The organism is Halochromatium sp. NSM3 (assembly GCF_059621085.1).
On record NZ_JCAQIA010000050.1, the window covers coordinates 1 to 20,039 of the forward strand.

Below are 20,039 nucleotides of genomic sequence, written 5' to 3' on the forward strand. Positions count from 1 at the left end.
AAACTCTTGGCGCAAGCGGCAGCCCGTTCTCGACGGTCACCTTAAAAGGGCTGATACTCATCATCAAAAAGAAGAGACTAGATTGGGTTGATTCTGCGGTTTCTGGCTGTACCCCCCGCGTTGCCGAAGAGGAGGATGCAAAACGGCAACGCAGTTGCTCGATTCAGAGCGTTGCACATCTGACAATAGCGGAGAAAATCCCTGGCTGCGGAGACCATCACGCACCGTTGCATCGCAAAACGTGCCGAAATCGATGATCTTTCACTGTCGCGGACGATGACGGATTGCGTGGATGCTAGCAAGGTCTTCAGCCCCAGGCAGCCCGCTAAAGCATTTCTGACCCTGAACAGCCTTTAGGCCAAGCCCGGTATTGAGCACCGGCGGCGCTTCCTGAGTACTGAAGACAGCACGCTGGGCGTGGGAGCTATCCCGCCCAGCACTGATCTCCACAACCAGGATGCCGTAACGATGCCCCACACCCCCTCTCTCCTACGCCGCCCCGAAGTTGAACGCCGCATTGGCCGCTCCCGCGCCAGTGTCTATGCCGATATCGCCGCCGGTGTGCTGCCACGCCCGGTCAAGATCGGCCGGCGCGCCGTCGCTTGGCCCAGCCATGAGATCGACGCCGTTATCAGCGCCCTCACGGCCGGCGCGACATCCGAAGAAATGCATGCCCTCGTCAACCAACTGCACGCCGCGCGTGGTCAGTGACGGAGGTGGTTGCTATGACAAAGCCAGCCAGCAACGCTCAGTCGTCGTTCAACATCCCCTGGATAGGGATCGATCGCAGCCCCGATGTGGACCATGGCCACGCCTGGTCAGGTACCAACGGGGTGACACCATGACGGCCTGCCAAGGCTCCGCTCGCACGGACGCGACGGCGTCTGAACAAGCCGCATCGGTCGTAGACGACCAAAGGTCCGCATTTTTCCGTGCTACCGGTGCTAACGGTGCTACTGCATTGAATCTGCGAAAGATTCCGAGTGCTACCGCGGGAGCACCTGAGAGACGGCTGGTGCTACCTAACCCTGAGGACAGCGCTCGCTCCGATGCCGATGAGCAGGCGCACCGCCTTATCGCCAGCGCACCGCCGAGCCTCGATGTCTGTCCCTGTTGGCGGGTCTACCTCAAGTCCTGGCACGACGGTAAACGCCTGCACCGCGCCGGGGTCTGGTATCACGCCGTACGAGAGGGCAAGGACGGTCAGCGCAGTCGATCCGATGACTGGATCTGCAGTCCGCTGACCGTCGAGGCCATCTCGGTTGATGCGCGTGGTGAGGCCTTCGGGCGCCTGTTGCGCTTCCCGGATGTCCTGGGGCAGGTTCGTGAGTGGATCATGCCGATGCCGCTCTTGCGTGGCGAAGGCCTGGAACTGCGCGGCGCCTTATTGGCCAGAGGCCTGCTGTTTGAGCCCACGCAGCGCCAACGTCTGGTGCAGTACTTGATGCACCAGGTGCCCAAGCGCCAGATCCTGCAGGTACCGACCCTGGGCTGGCACGAGGGGCGCTTCGTCTTGCCGGACACCGTGATCGGTGGCGGCGAGATCCGCTTCGAGTCCGAGGCCACGCAACCGCTCGACTACGCCCAATCCGGGACCCTGGCGCAGTGGCGCGAGCAGGTCGCCGCTGCGGCGGTTGGTAACTTGGTGCTGCTGTTAGCGATCTCGGCCGCGTTTGCCGGACCACTGCTGGCTCTGATCCAGGCCGATCACGCCGGTCTGCATCTCTATGGCGATAGCAGCGGCGGCAAGAGCACTGCCCTCCGCACGGCCGTTTCGGTCTGGGGCAGTCCGGCCATGCTACGCAGTTGGCAGGCCACCGCAAACGGCATGGAGGCCGCAGCGGCCGAGTCCAACGATACCCTGCTTGCCCTGGATGAACTGGGCCAGGCCGACGGACGTGATGTGGGCGCGGTGATCTATCAGTTGGCCAATGGTCGCGGTAAAGGACGCGCCAACGTTCAGGGCGGCACCCGACGACGCGCACACTGGCGCACCGTGATCCTCTCCAGTGGCGAGCGCACCGTCAACGCCCACATGCAGGCCGATGGCGGACGCTATCAGGCGGGTCAGGCGGTGCGTTTGATCAATTTGCCGGCCGGTGAGCGCACCTATGGGGCCTTTGATCAGATCCACGGTGCCGCAGACGGTGCTGCCTTTGCGGATGCCCTGAGTGCCGCGACTCAGCGTGTGCACGGCACGGCCGGACGCGCCTTTTTACACTGGCTGGTCGGTCAGCAGCAGGATCAGACCCTGTCCAGGGCCGTGCTGCATCTGATGGAGGGCATGTCGGTCACCCATGGACAGGCTGCGCGGGTTGCCAAGCAGCTGGCCCTGATCGGCACCGCCGGTGAGTTGGCGACGGCGGCAGGCATCACCGGCTGGCCTGCGGGCATCGCGGCTGACGCGGTGCTGGATGCCTACCATCTCTGGCAGACTGAGCAGGGCAGCGGGCAGACCGAGGATCGGCAGATCCTGGAGTCGGTGCGCAGCTTCATCGAGCGCCATGGTGAGAGCCGCTTCGCACCGCGCCATGCGATCTCAGCACACCCGATCCGCGAGCGCGCCGGTTACACCGAGGAGGACCCAACCACTGGGCAGGTGACCTATCTCTTTCTGGCCAGCGGCCTGCGCGAGGCCCTGAGTGGGCAGGATCTGAAGCGCGGCTTGATCGCCTTGGCCAGGGCCGGCTGGCTAATCAAGGGCAGCGGCGACAAGCATCGGCTGCAGCGCAAGATCCAGGGTAAGAATACCAATGTCTACGCGGTGTCGTTACCGGATGACGCGCTCGATGACGCAGAAGCGGGCCAAGCATGACAGCCGGTCCGATTGCATTGGCTGACAGTCGATGCGAATCTACGCCAAGCCGCTAGACTAGACGACCTTCTAAAGGCATTGCGGGTTTGCCGCATCGCGGAAACGCTTGCATAGGCGCTTGTCTGCAGCTAAACCGTCCGTTTTAGGTGGTGGATGCCGCACTGGCGGCTTAGGCTTGTTCTGGCTCCAAGGTTCACGCCATGCGCGGAACCTGCAATGCCGATGGTCGCACCACGATCGAGCGTTATCCAATAGGAGATCAGGCTTGAGCGAAGCAGGACGCTACAAGGCCAATTTCAGCAAAGGCGGGCTGATGTTGCCCGAGAGTCGGATCATCGCCACGCTGTTGTTGGAAGGCGTTGATGCCGAGCGCTGGGAACGCGCGATCACTGTCGACAATGTCCTCGCCAAGCGCTCGCCCTCAACCGCCCGAACCAAAGCCACGCTGATTCGGGCACGGCTGCGCACCCTGCCGGCTTCGATCTGGGGGTTGATCCGCGACGGCAGCCGCCCGGTGGCCACACACGCCGTGCTGGCCGCCACGGTCACCTACTCACCGCTGTTCGGCGACTTCCTTGATCTGGTCGTCCACGATCTTTATCGCCGTTTCGAGCCCAGCCTCAAGCCCGCGCATTGGGAGCAGTACCTCGCCGACTGCAAGACCCGCGATCCGCAGATGCCGGCGTGGAGCGAGTCGACGCGCACCACGCTGCGTACCCGCGCCTTCGGCATGCTGCGCGAGGCCGGTTATCTTTCTGCTGACCGCGCCTGCAGCCTGCAACCCTTGCCGATCGCCCCGGAGGTCATTCAGGCCTTGCGCGAGGCCGAGCAATGGTATGCACTGCGCTGCATCCAGCTCACCGATAGGGACACCACCGCATGAGCAGCGATTTCGACCAGCGCCTGAACCAGATCCTCGGCCGCATTACTGCCGATGACGTTCTCAAAGGCCGCGGCCTCGGCAACGAGATCCCGTTCTACGCCTTCGACTACCCGCCCGAGCAAGAGCTGGCGGTGCGCGAACATATCGCCTTCCTGCTTGCGCAGGTCCCCAAGCAGCGTCCTGAACTGCGCATCGCGCATGTCAATCTGTTCTCCCTGATCATCGACACCCTCAAGGCGCGCGGTTTCTACCACAAGGCCCTGGCCAAACAGCGTCAGCAAGGTGATCAGGCGCTGCTCAAGGCTCTGGCCGCGCCGCTCGATGCCGGCAAGCTCGCCGCCGCGCTGATCGATCAGACCGAGCCCGCCACCCAGGACGTCGTGCTGGTCTCCGGCATCGGCAGTGCCTACCCGCTGCTGCGGACCCACAATCTGCTCAACAACCTGCATGCCGGTATGGGCAGCACCCCGCTCGTACTGTTCTACCCAGGCACCTACGATGGGCAGTCGCTGCGGCTGTTCGGTGTGCTTCAAGACAAGCCCTACTACCGCGCTTTCAGGTTAGTGGATAGTGGGGGAAGAAGTGGATAGTGGATAGTGGCAGGACAGCGCAATTTGGCGAACAACACCCATACAACAGTCCAGGCTCTCTATCCACTATCCACTTCTTCAAAAATGCTCATCAAGGACCTCTTCACCAAACCCGTCGATCGCCCCATCAACGGCGTCATCAAGGCCGATCAGGACGATGCTGCCTCGGTCTGGCAGGAGCTGGAGGAGTACGTCATCACCAAGGAGCTGGATGCCCACTTCCGGCGCTTCTTCGACAGTTTCCTCAAGGCCCTCGACAACCATGGTGATCCGCACATTCTCGGCCTGATCGGGGTCTGGATCTCCGGCTTCTTCGGCTCGGGTAAGTCGCATTTCCTGAAGATCCTCTCCTACCTGCTCGAGAACCGGGAGATCAGCTACCAGGGCCAGACGCGGCGTGCGATCGACTTCTTCGACGGCAAGATCCAGGACGCGATGCTGGCCGGCGACATCAAGCGCGCGCTCAGCACCGACACCGACGTCATCCTGTTCAACATCGACAGCAAGGCCGACTCTAGCAGCGGGCGCGACGCGATCCTTCGCGTCTTCCTGAAGGTCTTCAACGAGAAGCTCGGCTACAGCGGCGACTACCCGCACCTGGCCGACATCGAGCGCCGGCTCGATCAGCAGGGCCAGCTCGACGCCTTCAAGGCCGCCTTCCATGCCGTCGCCGGCGTCGACTGGGAGGCCGAGCGCGATGGTTACAGCTTCTATCAGGACGAGATCGTCCAGGCGCTGTCGGACGCGCTAGGCAAGAGCCCCGAGGGTGCGCGGTCCTGGCTAGAACGCTCTGAGGCCGACTTCGATTCGTTGCTCACCGTCGAGAACTTCGCCGGCTGGGTGCGCGAGTATCTGGACAACCCCATCCCTGGGCGCAGCGGCCCATCGAGCTTAGGCCGCCGCATCGTCTTCCTGGTCGACGAGATCGGCCAGTTCATCGGCCAGGACACGCACCTGATGCTGAGCCTGCAGACCATCACCGAGAACCTCGGTACTGCCTGCGGTGGCCGCGCCTGGGTGGTGGTGACCTCGCAGGAAGACATCGATGCCATCCTCGGCGAGGTGCGCGCCTCTAAGGCCAACGACTTCTCCAAGATCCAGGGCCGCTTCAAGACCCGGCTCTCGCTCTCCAGCGGCAACGTCGACGAGGTGATCCAGAAGCGCCTGCTGGCCAAGACCGAGCCCGCCCGCACGGCGCTGACCCAGGTCTATGCCGACAGCGCCGACATCCTCAAGCACCAGCTCAGCTTCAGCAATGTCGGCATGACCTTCAAGCCGTTCGCCGATGCGCCGGACTTCGCCGCCGTCTACCCGTTCGCGCCCTACCAGTTCCAACTGGTGCAGAAGGTGTTCGAGGCCATCCGCCGCCACGGCGTCACCGGCCTGCACCTGGCCCGCGGCGAGCGCTCGATGCTCGATGCCTTCCAGTCCGCTGCCACCCAGCTCGGCGATAACGAGGTCGGCGTGCTAGTGCCGCTGTACCGCTTCTATCCGGCCATCGAGAGCTTCCTCGAAGGCGTGGTCAAGTCCACCATCGACAATGCCCAACGCAACGACAAGCTCGATCCGTTCGACAGCCTGGTCCTCAAGACCCTGTTTCTGATCCGCTACGTCGATGAGATCCGCGGCAACGTCGACAACCTGGTGACCCTGTTCGTCGACCGCATCGATGCCGACCGCCTCGCGCTGCGTCAGCAGATCGAGGCCAGCCTGCAGCGCCTGGAGCGCGAGACCCTGATCGGGCGTAACGGCGAGGACTTCTTCTTCCTCACCAACGAGGAGCGCGACATCAGCCGGGAGATCAAGGACGTCGATCTCAGCTCCGCCGAGGAGACCAAGCGGCTCGCCGAGCTGCTGTTCGAGGACGTGCTCAAGGGCCTGCGCAAGCACCGCTTCCCGGACAACCACAAGGACTTCGGCCTGACCCGGCTGTGCGATCTGCACCCGCACGGGCACCGCACCGACGGCGATCTGGTGATCTCGGTCATCACCCCCTTGGCCGACGACTACGGCCTCTACGACGAGGCCCGCTGCATCCTCAACAGCAGCGCCGAGGACGGAGCCTTGATCCTCAAGCTCGCCGACGACAAGACCCTGGCGCGCGAGATCCGCACCCTGATCCAGACCGACAAGTACGTCGGGCGCAAGAACGACGGCACCGCCTCCACCACCACGCTGCGCATCCTGCGCGAGCGCCAGGAGGAGAACCGCGAGCGCCGCGCCCGGCTACTGCGCCTGCTCGACCAACTCTGCCAGGAGGCCAGCCTCTACGCCGCCGGTCAGCCGGTGCCGACCAAGGCCAGCAGCGCCGCCGCCGCCATCGCCGACGGGCTCAACTACCTGGTGCGCAACAGCTTCAACAAGCTCGGCTACCTGAACCGGCTCTCCGCCAACCCCCAGGCCGAGATCAAGGCCGTGCTCAGCGCCACCGATGTCGACGACCTCGGGTTTTCACTGGAGGCCGGACAGGGCAATCAACAAGCGATCACTGCGCTGACCCAGGCCATCGAGTTGAGGGCCAACGCCAACCGCCAGATCATCCTCGAGGCCTTGGTGCAGGACCCGTTCGGCCGGCGTCCCTATGGCTGGCCGGAATGGGAGGTCATCCTGCTGATCGCCCGCCTGCTGCGCCGTGGTGACATCAGCCTGGTGCTCGATGGCGATACGCTCGGCATCGAGAAGGCCTACGACGCGCTGATCTCACCGAGCAAGTGGCGCAAGGTCAGCCTGGTCAAACGCAAGAGCGTCGACAGCGGCCAGCTGCAGCAAGCGCGCCAACTCTGCAAGGACCTGTTCAGCACGCTCGCCCCGGATGGCGAAGAGGCACTGGACGCCTTCCTACGCGCGCAGCTCGCGGGCTGGATGAGCGATCTCAACGAGTATCAGACCCTGGCCAGCACCGGCAACTATCCCGGCAAGGAGACCATCGCCGACGCCATCGGTCTGATCAAGCCGCTCGCGGCCGAGCAGGAGACCGTGGCGCTGATCGAGCGGTTCCTGGCCGGTAAGAACGACCTGCTCGACCTCGCCGACGACATCCACGAGCTGCGCAACTTCTACAGCCATCAACGTCCGGCCTGGGACAAGCTGCGCAAGGCCGAGACCCGCTTCCAGCCCAATCGCAGCTGGCTGGAGCAAGACGTCAGCGCAGCCAAAGCGCTGACGCGCGTGCAGGAGATCCTCGCCGCGCCGTCACCCTACGGCCTGGTCAAAGAGGCCGAGGGTCTGATCCAGGCTATCGAACAGACGGACAATGCCCTGATCACCGAGCATCGGGCCAAGGTTCTGCCCGAGGTTGACAGGCAGATCGGCAAGGTGCAGATCGAGCTGGACGCCGCCCAGGCCGATCACGATCTGCGCAACCAGTGCCTATACCCGCTGCAGCAGCTCAAGAAGCAGGTCGAGGCCCAGACCAGTCTGGCGCATATTGATCAAGCTGGCAGTCGGGCGGTGGAGCTGGCCGATCAGGCTTTTGCCAAGCTCGAGGAGGCGGTCAAGCCGCCACCCAAGCCGCCTGGCGGTGGCAACATCAACGACGTCACCCCGCCGACCAAGCCTTACGTCAAGCCGCGCCGGGTGATCAAGCCGTCCGCGCTCGCGCCCGACGGCTACCTGGAGACCAAGGCCGATATCGACGCCTACCTCGACACGCTGCGCGGGGCGCTGGAAAAGGTGGTCGCCGCCGGTGATCGCATCGAGATCCGGTAAGTGCTAGATTTTACAGAACAGCGATCGATCGACATCGACTAGGAAAATCTCATGGCCTCCGTCACCCTCTCCAGCAAGTTCCAGTTTTCCATCCCCAAGGCCGTCAGAGAAGAACTGCATCTCAAGGCTGGGCAGCGCTTTGCGGTCATCACCAAGGGCGACATCATCTCCCTGGTGCCCATCCCCGAGTTGGCCGAGCTGCGCGGGATTGCCAAGGGGGCGGATACCAGCGACTACCGGGATCGGACCGATCGTCTGGAGCGCTACAAATAGATGGTGCTGGTCGATACCTGCGGATGGATCGAGTGGCTGGCAGACGGCCCGCTCGTTGATCGCTTCCTGCCGTATCTCGAAGCGCCCGAGACCCTCGTCGTCCCCACGATCGTTCAGTTCGAGTTGTACAAGTGGCTGGATCGCAACCAAGGCGAGCAAGCCGCGATGAAGGCGATCGCCCGCACCACGCGCTCCCTCGTCGTCGACCTTGATACGTCGGTCGCGCTGCTCGCGGCAGAACTGAGCCGCGATCATCGGCTTTCGGTTGCCGACGCCGTGATCTATGCCATTACCCAGAAGTGTCGCGCCGAGCTGGTGACCTCTGACGACCACTTCGACGGCCTGCCCGGCGTGACCTATTTTCCGAAGAAGGACCACTGACCCCATGCAAACCAACACGCTCAAGACCTACGCCCCCAAGGCCCGCCGCGACTTCATCGCCGCCGTCACCCGCCGCGCCGGGCTGTTCGGGCTCAGCGCCGCTGGCATCGCCGAGGCGCGTGAGGAGGGCGAGCTGCTGGTCATCGACGGCCAACCGCATCCGCGCCGCATCGCCCGGCAGCGCGCGCGGCTCGCCGAGCGCATCCGCGCGCAGGGCTTCGAGCCGGTGATGGAGGCCGCCGCCTACACCTGGTTCAACCGCCTGATCGCCATCCGCTACATGGAGCTGCACGGCTTCCTCGATCACAGCTACCGTGTGCTCAGCCATCCCGCCGCCGCAGGCACGACCGGCGCACCGCCGGAGATCCTGGAGCAGGCCCAGCACGTCGAGCTGCCCGGACTCGATCGCGAGCGCGTCATCGCGCTGAAGATGGACGGCACCCAGGACGAGACCCTGTATCGCGAGCTGCTGCTGGCCCAATGCCGCGCGCTGCACCAGGCCATGCCCTTCCTGTTCGAGCCGGTCGACGACGAGACCGAGCTGCTGCTGCCCGACCGCCTGCTGCAAACCGACTCCCTGATCCGCGAGCTGGTCAGCGCCATCCCCGAGGACGACTGGCAGGAGATCGAGATCATCGGCTGGTTGTACCAGTTCTACATCTCGGAGAAGAAGGACCAGGTCATCGGCAAGGTGGTCAAGAGCGAGGACATCCCCGCCGCCACCCAGCTCTTCACCCCCAACTGGATCGTCAAATACATGGTCCAGAACAGCCTCGGCGCGCAGTGGCTGGCGACCTATCCCGACTCGCCGCTCAAGGCGCAGATGGCGTACTACATCGAGCCCGCCGAGCAGACCCCGGAGGTGCAGGCCCAGCTCGACGCCATCACCCCCGACAGCCTCGACCCCGAGGCCCTGACCCTGATGGACCCCGCCTGCGGCTCCGGCCACATCCTGGTCGAGGCCTATGAGCTGTTCAAGGCGATCTACCTGGAGCGCGGCTATCGGCTGCGGGATATTCCGAAGCTGATTTTGGAGAAGAACCTGTTCGGGCTGGACATCGACCCGCGCGCGGCGCAGTTGGCTGGGTTCGCGTTGATGATGAAGGCAAGGGAGGATGATCGGCGGGTGTTGGGGCGGGGGGTTGGGTTGAATGTGATGGCGTTGGAGGAGTCAGGGGAGTTAAGAAGTGAAGAAGTAAAGAAGTTGGGAAGTGAAGAAGGGATTGCGGAGGCTGTGGATGAGTTGGTGGAGTTGTTTCGGCGTGCTCGGACTTTTGGGTCTTTGATTCAGGTGCCGGAGGGATTGGCGGCAAAGTTGCCGGAGTTGCGGCTGCTCTGTGAGCGGGAGACGGGAGATTTTTTCTTGGCCGACGGGCTGCAGCAGTTGCAGGTCCTGGTGCGGCAAGCGGAGTTGTTAACGGTTCGATATGACGCAGTCTTGGCGAATCCGCCGTATATGGGTGGCAGCTATCAGACACCAGTCTTGAAGACATTTGTGATTCAAGTCTACGAGGTCGGCAAGGCTGACCTTTACGCTGCGTTCGTCCTCCGAAACATTCAACTTGCAAAAGAGAGCGGCCACGTCGGGATGATCACAATTCCAAACTGGATGTTCATCTCATCATTCGAGCAGTTTCGAATCGCGCTGCTCGGGAGTGCACCCATCTTGACTTTAGCCCACAACGGAAGGGGCGTTTGGGGCTCGGATTTCGGTAGCTGTTCCTTCGTCCTGAAACGAACTTCCGTCCAAGACCTTATTGGGCAATTTTTGCGGCTGTTTTCTAAGCCAGGAAGTGTCGCGAGCAACGAAGAACTCAAAGTGCGATTCCATGCGAATTATCGCTTTAGTTCCGCCAACTCTGAATTTTCGCGAATTCCCGGCAACCAGATCGCCTACTGGGTTGGCCATAATACGGCACGTGCTTTCGAAAAATTTCCATCGATTAATGCATGTTCCGAGCCGCGTAAGGGACTAGTAACTGCAAGGAACGACGTTTACGTGCGGGAATGGAGTGAGATCACTCATTCAGATATTGGCTTCGGTCATCAAACACGCGACGAGGCTCAACAATCTGGGCGAAAATGGTTCCCTTATCTAAAAGGGGGGCAGTTCCGAAAGTGGTACGGAAACATCGATCACGTTGTAGATTGGGAGAATGATGGTCTTCGACTTCGGACAACCCAGCATCCCACTGAGAATAGAATATGGGCTACAAACTTTAATCTGGAGTACATATTTCGGCCGACTGTTACGTGGTCTGATGTTACTTCGCTAAATACCTTCGGAGCACGATACTGCGGCCCAGGCTTTATAATAAGTGCTGTCGGATGTGGGATATACTCTGATGAACTAGACTTGAAACGTTTGACAGCCCTCCTTTGTGCAAAGCCAACAACCGCATGGCTTGGTGTAATCAACCCAACGGTGCACGCTAATCCCGGCGATCTCGGTGTGTTGCCAGTTTGTACAGTGGGTGATGGCCCTTGGCCTTATCATGAGAAGCCAGAGTTAATAGCCAAGTGCATAGAGGTTGCGACTACGGATTGGGATGCATCCGAACGCTCCTGGGACTTCCAATCCTTACCAGTTCTCACGATTTCCTCCGATCCCACCGACAGCCTTGAATCCAGTTACACCGGCTGGATCGCGAAGAACCGCCAAACCATCACCGAAATGAAACGGCTCGAAGAGGAAAACAACCGCCTCTTCATCGACGCCTACGGCCTGCAAGACGAACTCACCCCCGAAGTCCCCATCGACCAGATCACCCTGACGGTCAACCCCGCCTACCGCTACGGCAAGAAGCTCTCGGATGACGACTGGTCCGTCGAGCACGGCTTCCCCGAGGAACTGGAGACCCGCTTCCGCGAGGACAGCATGCAGGAGCTGGTCTCCTACGCCATCGGCTGCATCATGGGCCGCTACAGCCTCGACGAACCGGGGCTGATCTACGCCCACATCGGCAACCAGGGCTTCGACCCCAGCCGCTACGCGAGCTTCCCGGCCGATGACGACGGCATCCTGCCGATCACCGATACCGACTGGTTCGAGGACGACGCCGCGAATCGGGTGGTGGAGTTTGTTGATGTGGTGTGGGGGGGAAGAGGTGAAGAAGTTAAGAAGTTAAGAAGTGAAGAAGCAGATGACCCAACCGCCGCCCCTCTTACTTCTTCACTTCCCAACTTCCGCACTTCTTCACTTCTTGACCAAAATCTCGCCTTCCTAGCCAGCAACCTCAACCCCAAAAAAACCGAAACCCCCCGCGACACCCTCCGCCGCTACCTGGCCGATAAGTTCTTCAAGGACCACCTGCAAACCTATAAGAAGCGCCCGATCTACTGGTGCTTCTCCAGCGGCAAGCGGAAGGCCTTCCAGTGCTTGGTCTACCTGCACCGCTACCACGAGGGCACCCTGGCGCGGATGCGCATGGAATACGTGGTGCCGCTGCAAAGCAAGATGGCCGCGCGCATCGACAGCCTCGCCGACGACATAGAGGCCGCCAGCAGCGGAGCCCAGGCCAAGCGCCTGCAGAAGGAGCGCGACAAGCTCGGCAAGCAGCTCGACGAGCTGCGCCGCTTCGACGAGCAACTGCGCCACTACGCCGACCAGCGCATCGCCCTCGACCTCGACGACGGGGTGAAGGTCAACTACGGCAAGTTCGGTGACCTGCTGGCCGAGGTGAAGGCCGTCACCGGCAAGAGCGCCGATTAGTCGCCCCCAAACACTCTTGAAAGGGACCCACTCGCCATGTCTATCGCAGAGATCATCTACGCCCATAGCCGCCGGCTTCCCGAACAGGCGGCCCGCGAGGCACTCAGCTATATCGAGTTTCTGGAGCAACGGTATGCTGTTCCGTCGCCCGCCGATGTCGAAGAGGATGATACCGAGGCATTTCTTGCAGCGGTCGCGGGTGGACTGAGCGAGGACTTTCCCGACGACATCAGCAACGCGGACCTGGGCGAGGACAGCCCGCGCCTGGATCTCGACTGATGGCCTATCTGCTCGATACCAATGCGGCGATTGCATTGATGAAGCACCATCCCGCCGTGCAGTCCCATGTTCGCCGAGTCGGACGGCAACAGTTGCGGATCTGCGCCACGGTCGAATCCGAGTTGTGGTTCGGCGTAGCCAAGAGCACGCGGGTCACCGAGAATTCCGAACGTTTGTTACGACTGCTCGACTGGCTGCCGAGTCTGCCCTTCAGCGGCGAAGCGACCCGTCGATTTGGCGAGATTCGCGTCTATCTCAATCGTCAGGGCACGCCAATTGGCCCCTATGATTTGCAGATCGCGGCCATCGCGCTCGCCGCAGAGCTGACCCTGGTGACGAATAACACCTCGGAGTTTGAGCGAGTGCCAGGCCTGCGCTGCGAGGATTGGATGCGCATGAAGTAACTGAGCCGCTACAGAGCCAAGATGGCCGCGTGCATTGCGCTCGACCTCGACGACGGGGTGAAGGTCAACTATGGCAAGTTCGGTGATCTGCTCGCCGAAGTAAAGGCGGTGACCGGTCAGAAGAGCGACTGATGCAAACGCGGAGACCTTAACCATGACGCTCGCTGAACAGATCGACGAGAAGGTGCGGACACTGCCAGACGAGTTAGCCCGCGAGGTGCTGGACTTCGTCGACTTCATTGAAGCCAAGTACGCCGTTAGGTCAGCGTCCGAGCAGGACTTGCAGCAGGCACAGGCATCGGCGATGTCTCACGTCTGGGGCAACCCAACGGATGACGAGGCCTGGAATCACCTGTAGCCCCGGCGATACAGAGACCGGCCCATTTCCGCCCAAAACGCCCACGGAGATCCTTCAATGAATGCAGTACTGCCGCTTCCCGATGACCTTGACATCAGCCCATCTGATCTGGCTCTGACGCTCGCGGCTCGGTTGTATGAGCAGGGCCGCTTGTCGGCGGGACAGGCCGCGCAGTTGGCGGGGCTCTCGAAACGAGGGTTTATCGAGCTGCTGGGCCGCCAGGATGTCACGCTCTTTAACTACCCGGCGGAAGACTTGGCCCAGGATGTTGAGCGTGCCTGAGACCATCTGCAATACCAGCCCCTTGATCGCGTTGGATAATATCGGCTTGCTGGCATTCAAACGCAAAAGATACCTGGAATGATGAAAAATTCCAATCGCTTAACAGCCTACGCGGTCTGTATCAACAACGCCGACTATCCCGCCTCTCTCGAACGCCACAAAATTTATCGCGTCCTCCCAGACGAAGACGCGGCAGCGGATGGCGATTTGCGAATCATCAATGAAAGCGGCGAAGATTACCTCTACTCCGCGAATCGCTTTGTTCCGATTCAACTTCCATCCGCGGTGGAAAAATCGTTTGAAATGGCCGCGTAAACTGTGGCAGGACGGAGCGGATCTGCTGGCTGAGGTGAAGACGGTCACCGGCAAGAAGGGCGACTGAACGCACAACAAACCTCTCAACGACCGAGCATCAATCCCATGCATCCCATCCGCATCATCTACGACGACACGCCGGATTCGATCCCGGTGCCTGAAGCACTTCGCCACCAAAAGACCGAAATCATCCTGTGGCCCCTTGAGGACAAGGGATCAGCAGTGGAGCGAAGCGCCAAAGCCGGGCGACGCGAACGCAAGCCAGGCAGTGCGCGTGGCAAGCTCACGATGATTGCGGAAGACGATGAGCATCTGGACGATTTCAAGGACTACATGCCGTGAGGCTTTTGCTGGATACACATGCCTTCCTGTGGTTCATCCTTGATGATCCGAAGCTCTCGGATTTGATCCCTACGGCGTGACGCGTCTCTGGTAACGAAGATGTGCAACGGCTTCCTATCGCCTACCGACGTCGAGCAGGACGACACCGAGGCGTTTCTGTTTACAGCTTGAGGAGCATGACCATGCACTACAGAGAACGCATCACGCTTGAGGCCGGCAAACGCGGCGGAAAGCCCTGCGTGCGGGGTCTGCGCATCACCGTCTACGATGTGCTGGATCAGCTGGCCGCGGGCCTTACGGCGGATGAGATCATCGAAGACTTTCCGGAGCTGGAACCTGACGACATCCGCGCCTGCTTGCAGTTTGCTGCCGATCGGGAGCGCCATCTCGGTGGATTGCGCTGTGCATGAAATTGTTGCTTGACGAGAATCTGTCCCGCCGGCTGGTCCCGTTCCTTCAGGACGCGTTTCCCGGCAGCTCGCAGGTTGTGCTCGAAGGGTTGGAGCGCGCCAGTGATCAGGCCGTGTGGGGGCATGCCAAGACGCATGGATTCGTGATCGTCACCAAGGACTCGGACTTCCATGAGCTGAGCTTGCTGTTGGGTGCGCCGCCTCGCGTTGTTTGGGTGCAGCTCGGTAATGGCTCGCGCTCACGGGTGCTCCAGCTCCTGTTGGAGAACGCCGGCGAGATTGAGCGGCGGCTGCAAGACGCCGACACGACCTGCCTGGTCATTAGCTGATCCCCCGAATCCAAGTCAGCATGGATACCCAACGCATCACCGACGCCCTAAACGAGCGCTTCCACCAAGACGGCCACCGCCTGGTGTTCTGGCATGACCCGGATCGGGAGTTTGAGGAGAGTCTCGCCGACCTGGAGCTGAAAGAGGTCTCGGTGCTGCGCCTCGACGCCCTGCCTGCACTGGAGTTGAAGGTCCGCCTGGAGCTGGACGACCCAACCGGCCGCTATCTGCTCTACGCCCCGTTCGCGCCACCGCCTCCGGACCAGGACTGGCTGCTCGACATCCGCCTCTACAGCGGCAGCTTCAGCGCCGATCGCGCCTCGATGCTGCTGACGGACCTGGGGCTGACCACGCAGTCGCTGCGCGCGCATCTGGCCGAGCGGGCCAGATTCTTCGCCAGCCGCGAGCGCCTGGAACGGCTGAAGCGGCTGGCCAGCCCCGATGACGATGCGGCCGACCTGGACCGAAAGCTGATCGCCGTGCTGATCAAGGCCGATCACCCCGAGTTCTTCACGCTGCTAATCACGCTACTGGACGGGATACCGGACGGCCAGCTCGACACCGCGCCCCCGGTCTGGCCCGATCTCGCCAAGTACGACGTCGAGGCGGCCTTCTGGGACCTGGTCGAGACCCACTTCGGCTGGCGCGACCCGACGCCAACGCTGAAGGGCCTGCTGATCCGGCTGATGGTCTCCGACTTGGCCAACGCCCTCGGCAGCGCCTTGCCCGCCGGCCTCGCGCACCTGGTGCTGCCCCAACGCGGGATGGCCAACGCCGTAGTCTGCCTAGCGCAGTGGCGCGACAGCAGCGCCCGCAGCCCGTCCTACGAGCGCCTGTCCGCCGCCGTCGCCGAGACGATCAAGCTCGATCAGCAGCTCAGCGGCCTGGGGCTGGACGCCCTGCAGGAGGCCAAGACCTTCCTGCGCGTTGAGCAGGCCATCGCCGGGCGGCTGCGCGACCGGGTGCTGGACAGCGCCGATACCATCGACGCCGAGGCCATCCGTGCCGTCGTCGCCGGTCGGCAGGATGGCTACTGGGCCGCGACCACGCTCGCCGATACTGAGGCCGCTCCGCGCCAGGCTCTGCATGCCGTTTACCAGGCCCTGGAGACCGCCGCCGACCTCTTCGCGCTGCACAACGCCGAAGCGCTGCGCCCGGAACCCGCTGATGCCCCGGCGCTGTTCACGGCCTACACCGAGCGCCTGTACCGCTTCGATCAGCACTACCGGCACTTCTGCGAATGCGCCGATGCCGCCGAGGCTCGCGGCTGGGACATCCTGAAAGCCCTGCGTGAGCGGGTCGAGCAGACCTACGGTACCGGCTTCATCGCCGAGCTAGCGCTGCGCTGGAACAAGCACCTGGCCAACGGCCTGCTGCAGCACTGGCGGCTGCCAGAGGTGCCCAACCAACAACACTTCTTCGAGCGTGAGGTCGCACCGATCCTGGCCAAGGGGCCGGAGCGGCGGGTGTTCGTGATCATCAGCGACGCCTTCCGCTACGAGGCCGCCCAGGAATTGACCGCGCGGCTCAATGGCCGCTACCGCTTTGATGCCAAGCTCGGCGTGCAGCTCGGTGTGCTGCCGTCCTACACCGGGCTCGGTATGGCCGCGCTGTTGCCCCACAAGCAGCTCGACTACGACGCCAACGGCAGCCCGCGCGTCGATGGCCAGCCCTGCAGCTCGCTGGAGCAGCGCGCCAAGGTGTTGGCCAACGTCGAGGGCATCGCGGTCAAGGCCGAGACCTTCATGGCGATGAAAAAGGACGAAGGCCGCGCCTTCATCAAGCCGCATCGGGTGGTCTACATCTACCACGACCGCATCGATGCCATCGGCGACAAGCTCGTCACCGAGGCCGAGACCTTCCATGCCGTGCGCCAGACCATCGACGAGCTGGCGGATCTGACCGCCAAGATCGTCAACAGCCTCAACGGCACTCAGGTGCTGATCACCGCCGATCATGGCTTCCTGTTCCAAGAGCGTCCGCTGGACGAGACCGACAAGAACAAGCTGAAGGAAAAGCCACCTGGCACGGTGCTGGCGAAGAAGCGGTATCTGATCGGGTACAACCTGCCGGAGAGCGACCAGGCCTTTCACGGCTCGACGGCGGTCACTGCCGGCGCGGGCGGGGGCAACTTCGGCGGCCCCAGCGCTGGCACAGGCGGCGCGATGGAGTTCTGGGTCCCCAAGGGAGCCAACCGCTTCCACTTCGTCGGCGGCGCGCGCTTCGTCCATGGTGGCGCAATGCCGCAGGAGATCGCGGTGCCGGTGGTCCGCGTCCAGCACCTCAGAGGCAGCGACAAGGCCGCCAAGACCCAGGTGCGCACCGTCGGCGTCAGCGTGCTCGGCAACAACTTCAAGGTCACCACCAACCGCCATCGCTTCCAGCTGATCCAGACCGAGCCGGTCGGCGGGCGGGTCAAGCCCGCTACGCTCAAGATCGCGCTCTACGACGGCGAGGAGCCGGTATCCAACATCGAGACCCTGACCTTCGACAGCACCTCCAAGGACATGAACCACTGGAAGAAGACCGTCAGCCTGACGCTTGAAGGCCGCCGCTTCGACAGCAAGCGGGTCTATCAGCTGCGCTTGCGCGATGCCGAGACAGGAGTCGAGGAAGCCCGGTTCGACGTCACCATCGATCTCCTCTTCGACAATGACTTCTGAGCCCATCATCCCGGACGACTCCGCGCCGGTCGCAGCTAGTGTGGATGCCGATCATCCGACCACTGCAGTGGAGGTTGCCGGGCAGGCTGCGCCAAGCGCCGATGTGGATGCGCTGCTCAACCAGCACTTCGCCGGCAAGGTGGTCCGCAAAGACCTCACCAAGCGCATCAAGGAAGGCGCGAACGTGCCGGTCTATGTGCTCGAGTATCTGCTCGGCATGTACTGCGCCTCTGACGACGAGGAGACCATCCGCGACGGGCTGGAGACGGTGAAGACCATCCTGGCCGAGAACTATGTGCGCCCGGACGAGGCGGAGAAGATCAAGTCCAAGGTCAAGGAGCGCGGCAGCTTCAAGGTGATCGACAAGGTGACGGTGCGCCTGAACGAGCGCCGCGATGTCTATGAGGCGCTGCTCTCGAACCTGGGCGTGAAGGATGCCGAGATCAGCGGGCGCTTCGTCAAGGACTTCGAGAAGCTGCTGGTCGGTGGGATCTGGTGCATCGTCACGCTGCACTACTTCCATGAGGAGGGGGCGAAGGGCTCGCCGTTCAGCATCGGTGAGCTGAAGCCGATCCAGATGCCGAACTTGGACCTGGAGCAGCTGTTCGCGGGCCGGCGCGGCTTCGATGAGGCGCAGTGGATCGATGTGCTCTGCCGCTCCACAGGCATGGAGCCGGCGAATCTGGAGGAGCGGGTGAAATGGCATCTGTTGGCGCGGATGGTCCCATTCGTCGAGACCAATTACAACGCCTGCGAGCTGGGGCCGCGCGGGACCGGCAAGAGCCATATCTACAAGGAGATCAGCCCGAATAGCATCCTGATCTCCGGCGGGCAGACGACGGTGGCCAACCTGTTCTACAACATGGCGCGGCGCACCGTCGGCTTGGTCGGGCTCTGGGATCTGGTGGCCTTCGATGAGGTGGCCGGCATCGCCTTTAAGGACAAGGATGGGGTGCAGATCATGAAGGACTACATGGCCTCGGGGTCGTTCGCCCGCGGGCGCGAGTCGATCCAGGCATCGGCGAGCATGATGTTCGTCGGCAATATCAATCAGCCGGTCGATACCCTGGTGAAGACCAGCCATCTGCTTGCGCCCTTTCCGGAGTCGATGATCGACTCGGCCTTCTTCGACCGCTTCCATGCCTACATCCCGGGCTGGGAGGTGCCGAAGATGCGCCCGGAATTCTTCACCAACCGCTATGGACTGATCACCGACTATCTGGCCGAGTTCATGCGCGAGATGCGCAAGCGCAACTGCTCGGACGCCATCGACCGCTGGTTCACCCTCGGCAAGGACCTGAATCAGCGCGACAGCATCGCGGTGCGGCGCACGGTGTCCGGGCTGCTGAAGCTGCTGTATCCGGCCGGCGATTACGACAAGGAGGCGGTGCGTCGGGTGCTGATCTATGCGATGGAGGCGCGCCGGCGGATCAAGGAGCAGCTGAAGAAGATCGGCGGCATGGAGTTCTACGATGTGCATTTCTCCTTCATCGATCAGGAGACGCGCGAGGAGACCTTCGTCAGCGTGCCGGAGCAGGGCGGAGACAGCCTGATCCCGGAAGGACCGCTGAACCCCGGCGTGCTGCACACCATCTGCATGGGCAGCAGTGGGCACCTCGGGCTGTATCGGCTGGAGACCCAGACGACGGCCGGCAACGGCAAGTTCACCGCCTCCGGACTGGGCAGCAGCAGCGCGGCGAAGGAGGCCGGAAGGATCGCTTACGACTACTTCAAGGCCAATGTCGGGCGAGTCAGCGGCCTGGTGAAGGCGGGCGATCACGACTTTCATCTGCATACGGTGGAACTGCATAACACCGGACCGGCCAAGGCGATGACCCTGGCCAGCTTCGTTGCGCTGTGCTCCGGCGCGCTGCGCAAGCCGTTGCAGCCGCAGCTCGCGATCCTGGGCGATATGAGCCTTGGTGGCAGTGTGATCCCGGTCGAGAACCTGGCCGAGTGCCTGCAGGTGGCGTTTGATTCCGGGGCCAAGCGCATCCTGCTGCCGATGGCCAGCGTCGGCGATATCCCGAGTATTCCCGGCGAGCTGTTCGCCAAGTTCCAGACCGCGTTCTATGCCGATCCGGTGGATGCGGCGTTTAAGGCGGTGGGGGTGGAGTAGGTTGGTTGGCCCAACTTGCCATAGCAGAGAATGCCGAGGGTCCGTCCGGCCAGTTCGCGAATGGGATCGTTCATCAGGCAGGTGGTTCTGGGCTACTGGTGGACTATACCGCCGATCGCAGGCATCGCGAAACGTGCCGAAATCGATGATCTTTCACTGTCGCGGGCGAAGCCGGA

Annotated in this window: 19 protein-coding genes; all 19 read left to right on the plus strand. The window is 62.4% G+C overall.

Going from position 1 to position 20,039, the window contains the following annotated elements; translation table 11 throughout:
- On the plus strand, nt 1-257 hold a 257-nt coding region (locus AC54T3_RS15805), incomplete at its 5' end, for a hypothetical protein (protein ID WP_496626273.1).
- 211 nt (nt 258-468) lie between these two features.
- On the plus strand, nt 469-711 hold the full coding sequence (locus tag AC54T3_RS15810) for a helix-turn-helix transcriptional regulator (protein WP_496626274.1): 243 nt from the start codon (nt 469-471) through the stop codon (nt 709-711).
- A gap of 304 nt (nt 712-1,015) precedes the next feature.
- Nucleotides 1,016-2,815 (plus strand): DUF927 domain-containing protein, encoded by a 1,800-nt coding sequence (locus AC54T3_RS15815; protein WP_496626275.1) that lies wholly within the window; start codon nt 1,016-1,018, stop codon nt 2,813-2,815.
- 265 nt (nt 2,816-3,080) lie between these two features.
- Nucleotides 3,081-3,698 (plus strand): DUF1819 family protein, encoded by a 618-nt coding sequence (locus AC54T3_RS15820; RefSeq protein WP_496626276.1) that lies wholly within the window; start codon nt 3,081-3,083, stop codon nt 3,696-3,698.
- Nucleotides 3,695-4,288 carry a DUF1788 domain-containing protein gene (locus tag AC54T3_RS15825; protein ID WP_496626277.1) on the plus strand — a complete coding sequence of 198 codons (594 nt, stop codon included), beginning with the start codon at nt 3,695-3,697 and terminating at the stop codon, nt 4,286-4,288. Before AC54T3_RS15820 ends, AC54T3_RS15825 begins: the two co-directional genes overlap by 4 nt.
- Nucleotides 4,289-4,372: 84 nt before the next feature.
- Nucleotides 4,373-7,996: a BREX system P-loop protein BrxC gene (gene brxC / locus AC54T3_RS15830; protein WP_496626278.1), complete on the plus strand. Its 3,624-nt coding sequence runs from the start codon at nt 4,373-4,375 to the stop codon at nt 7,994-7,996.
- Between the two features lie 51 nt (nt 7,997-8,047).
- On the plus strand, nt 8,048-8,269 hold the full coding sequence (locus AC54T3_RS15835) for an AbrB/MazE/SpoVT family DNA-binding domain-containing protein (RefSeq protein WP_496626279.1): 222 nt from the start codon (nt 8,048-8,050) through the stop codon (nt 8,267-8,269).
- Complete coding sequence (locus AC54T3_RS15840) at nt 8,270-8,650, plus strand: type II toxin-antitoxin system VapC family toxin (protein WP_496626280.1); 381 nt, start codon at nt 8,270-8,272, stop codon at nt 8,648-8,650.
- A 4-nt stretch (nt 8,651-8,654) separates the two neighbouring features.
- The gene (gene pglX / locus AC54T3_RS15845; RefSeq protein WP_496626281.1) at nt 8,655-12,362 is read left to right on the plus strand and encodes a BREX-1 system adenine-specific DNA-methyltransferase PglX; all 3,708 of its coding nucleotides are present in this window, start codon (nt 8,655-8,657) and stop codon (nt 12,360-12,362) included.
- Between the two features lie 36 nt (nt 12,363-12,398).
- Nucleotides 12,399-12,641: a DUF2281 domain-containing protein gene (locus tag AC54T3_RS15850; RefSeq protein WP_496626282.1), complete on the plus strand. Its 243-nt coding sequence runs from the start codon at nt 12,399-12,401 to the stop codon at nt 12,639-12,641.
- On the plus strand, nt 12,641-13,045 hold the full coding sequence (locus tag AC54T3_RS15855; RefSeq protein WP_496626283.1) for a PIN domain-containing protein: 405 nt from the start codon (nt 12,641-12,643) through the stop codon (nt 13,043-13,045). Before AC54T3_RS15850 ends, AC54T3_RS15855 begins: the two co-directional genes overlap by 1 nt.
- A gap of 154 nt (nt 13,046-13,199) precedes the next feature.
- On the plus strand, nt 13,200-13,403 hold the full coding sequence (locus AC54T3_RS15860) for a DUF2281 domain-containing protein (protein WP_496626284.1): 204 nt from the start codon (nt 13,200-13,202) through the stop codon (nt 13,401-13,403).
- 57 nt (nt 13,404-13,460) lie between these two features.
- On the plus strand, nt 13,461-13,685 hold the full coding sequence (locus AC54T3_RS15865) for a UPF0175 family protein (protein ID WP_328984517.1): 225 nt from the start codon (nt 13,461-13,463) through the stop codon (nt 13,683-13,685).
- A gap of 78 nt (nt 13,686-13,763) precedes the next feature.
- Nucleotides 13,764-14,000 carry a hypothetical protein gene (locus AC54T3_RS15870; RefSeq protein ID WP_496626285.1) on the plus strand — a complete coding sequence of 79 codons (237 nt, stop codon included), beginning with the start codon at nt 13,764-13,766 and terminating at the stop codon, nt 13,998-14,000.
- Nucleotides 14,001-14,105: 105 nt separating this feature from the next.
- Nucleotides 14,106-14,342: a hypothetical protein gene (locus AC54T3_RS15875; protein WP_496626286.1), complete on the plus strand. Its 237-nt coding sequence runs from the start codon at nt 14,106-14,108 to the stop codon at nt 14,340-14,342.
- A 182-nt stretch (nt 14,343-14,524) separates the two neighbouring features.
- Nucleotides 14,525-14,752 (plus strand): DUF433 domain-containing protein, encoded by a 228-nt coding sequence (locus tag AC54T3_RS15880; protein ID WP_496626288.1) that lies wholly within the window; start codon nt 14,525-14,527, stop codon nt 14,750-14,752.
- Nucleotides 14,749-15,081, plus strand: a complete 333-nt coding sequence (locus tag AC54T3_RS15885) for a DUF5615 family PIN-like protein (RefSeq protein WP_496626289.1) — start codon at nt 14,749-14,751, stop codon at nt 15,079-15,081. Before AC54T3_RS15880 ends, AC54T3_RS15885 begins: the two co-directional genes overlap by 4 nt.
- Before the next feature lie 20 nt (nt 15,082-15,101).
- Nucleotides 15,102-17,744, plus strand: coding sequence for a BREX-1 system phosphatase PglZ type A (gene pglZ, locus AC54T3_RS15890; protein WP_496626290.1), 2,643 nt, complete (start codon nt 15,102-15,104; stop codon nt 17,742-17,744).
- The gene (brxL, locus tag AC54T3_RS15895) at nt 17,734-19,863 is read left to right on the plus strand and encodes a protease Lon-related BREX system protein BrxL (protein WP_496626291.1); all 2,130 of its coding nucleotides are present in this window, start codon (nt 17,734-17,736) and stop codon (nt 19,861-19,863) included. The genes pglZ and brxL overlap by 11 nt, the downstream gene beginning before the upstream one ends.
- Nucleotides 19,864-20,039: the final 176 nt, after the last annotated feature.

Bases quoted from the DNA above. Each gene is read 5' to 3' on its own strand.
- AC54T3_RS15810 (WP_496626274.1), top strand. From the start codon at position 469: ATGCCCCACACCCCCTCTCTCCTACGCCGCCCCGAAGTTGAACGCCGC.
- AC54T3_RS15825 (WP_496626277.1), top strand. From the start codon at position 3,695: ATGAGCAGCGATTTCGACCAGCGCCTGAACCAGATCCTCGGCCGCATT.
- brxC (WP_496626278.1), top strand. From the start codon at position 4,373: ATGCTCATCAAGGACCTCTTCACCAAACCCGTCGATCGCCCCATCAAC.
- AC54T3_RS15835 (WP_496626279.1), top strand. From the start codon at position 8,048: ATGGCCTCCGTCACCCTCTCCAGCAAGTTCCAGTTTTCCATCCCCAAG.
- AC54T3_RS15840 (WP_496626280.1), top strand. From the start codon at position 8,270: ATGGTGCTGGTCGATACCTGCGGATGGATCGAGTGGCTGGCAGACGGC.
- pglX (WP_496626281.1), top strand. From the start codon at position 8,655: ATGCAAACCAACACGCTCAAGACCTACGCCCCCAAGGCCCGCCGCGAC.
- AC54T3_RS15850 (WP_496626282.1), top strand. From the start codon at position 12,399: ATGTCTATCGCAGAGATCATCTACGCCCATAGCCGCCGGCTTCCCGAA.
- AC54T3_RS15855 (WP_496626283.1), top strand. From the start codon at position 12,641: ATGGCCTATCTGCTCGATACCAATGCGGCGATTGCATTGATGAAGCAC.
- AC54T3_RS15860 (WP_496626284.1), top strand. From the start codon at position 13,200: ATGACGCTCGCTGAACAGATCGACGAGAAGGTGCGGACACTGCCAGAC.
- AC54T3_RS15865 (WP_328984517.1), top strand. From the start codon at position 13,461: ATGAATGCAGTACTGCCGCTTCCCGATGACCTTGACATCAGCCCATCT.
- AC54T3_RS15870 (WP_496626285.1), top strand. From the start codon at position 13,764: ATGATGAAAAATTCCAATCGCTTAACAGCCTACGCGGTCTGTATCAAC.
- AC54T3_RS15875 (WP_496626286.1), top strand. From the start codon at position 14,106: ATGCATCCCATCCGCATCATCTACGACGACACGCCGGATTCGATCCCG.
- AC54T3_RS15880 (WP_496626288.1), top strand. From the start codon at position 14,525: ATGCACTACAGAGAACGCATCACGCTTGAGGCCGGCAAACGCGGCGGA.
- AC54T3_RS15885 (WP_496626289.1), top strand. From the start codon at position 14,749: ATGAAATTGTTGCTTGACGAGAATCTGTCCCGCCGGCTGGTCCCGTTC.
- pglZ (WP_496626290.1), top strand. From the start codon at position 15,102: ATGGATACCCAACGCATCACCGACGCCCTAAACGAGCGCTTCCACCAA.
- brxL (WP_496626291.1), top strand. From the start codon at position 17,734: ATGACTTCTGAGCCCATCATCCCGGACGACTCCGCGCCGGTCGCAGCT.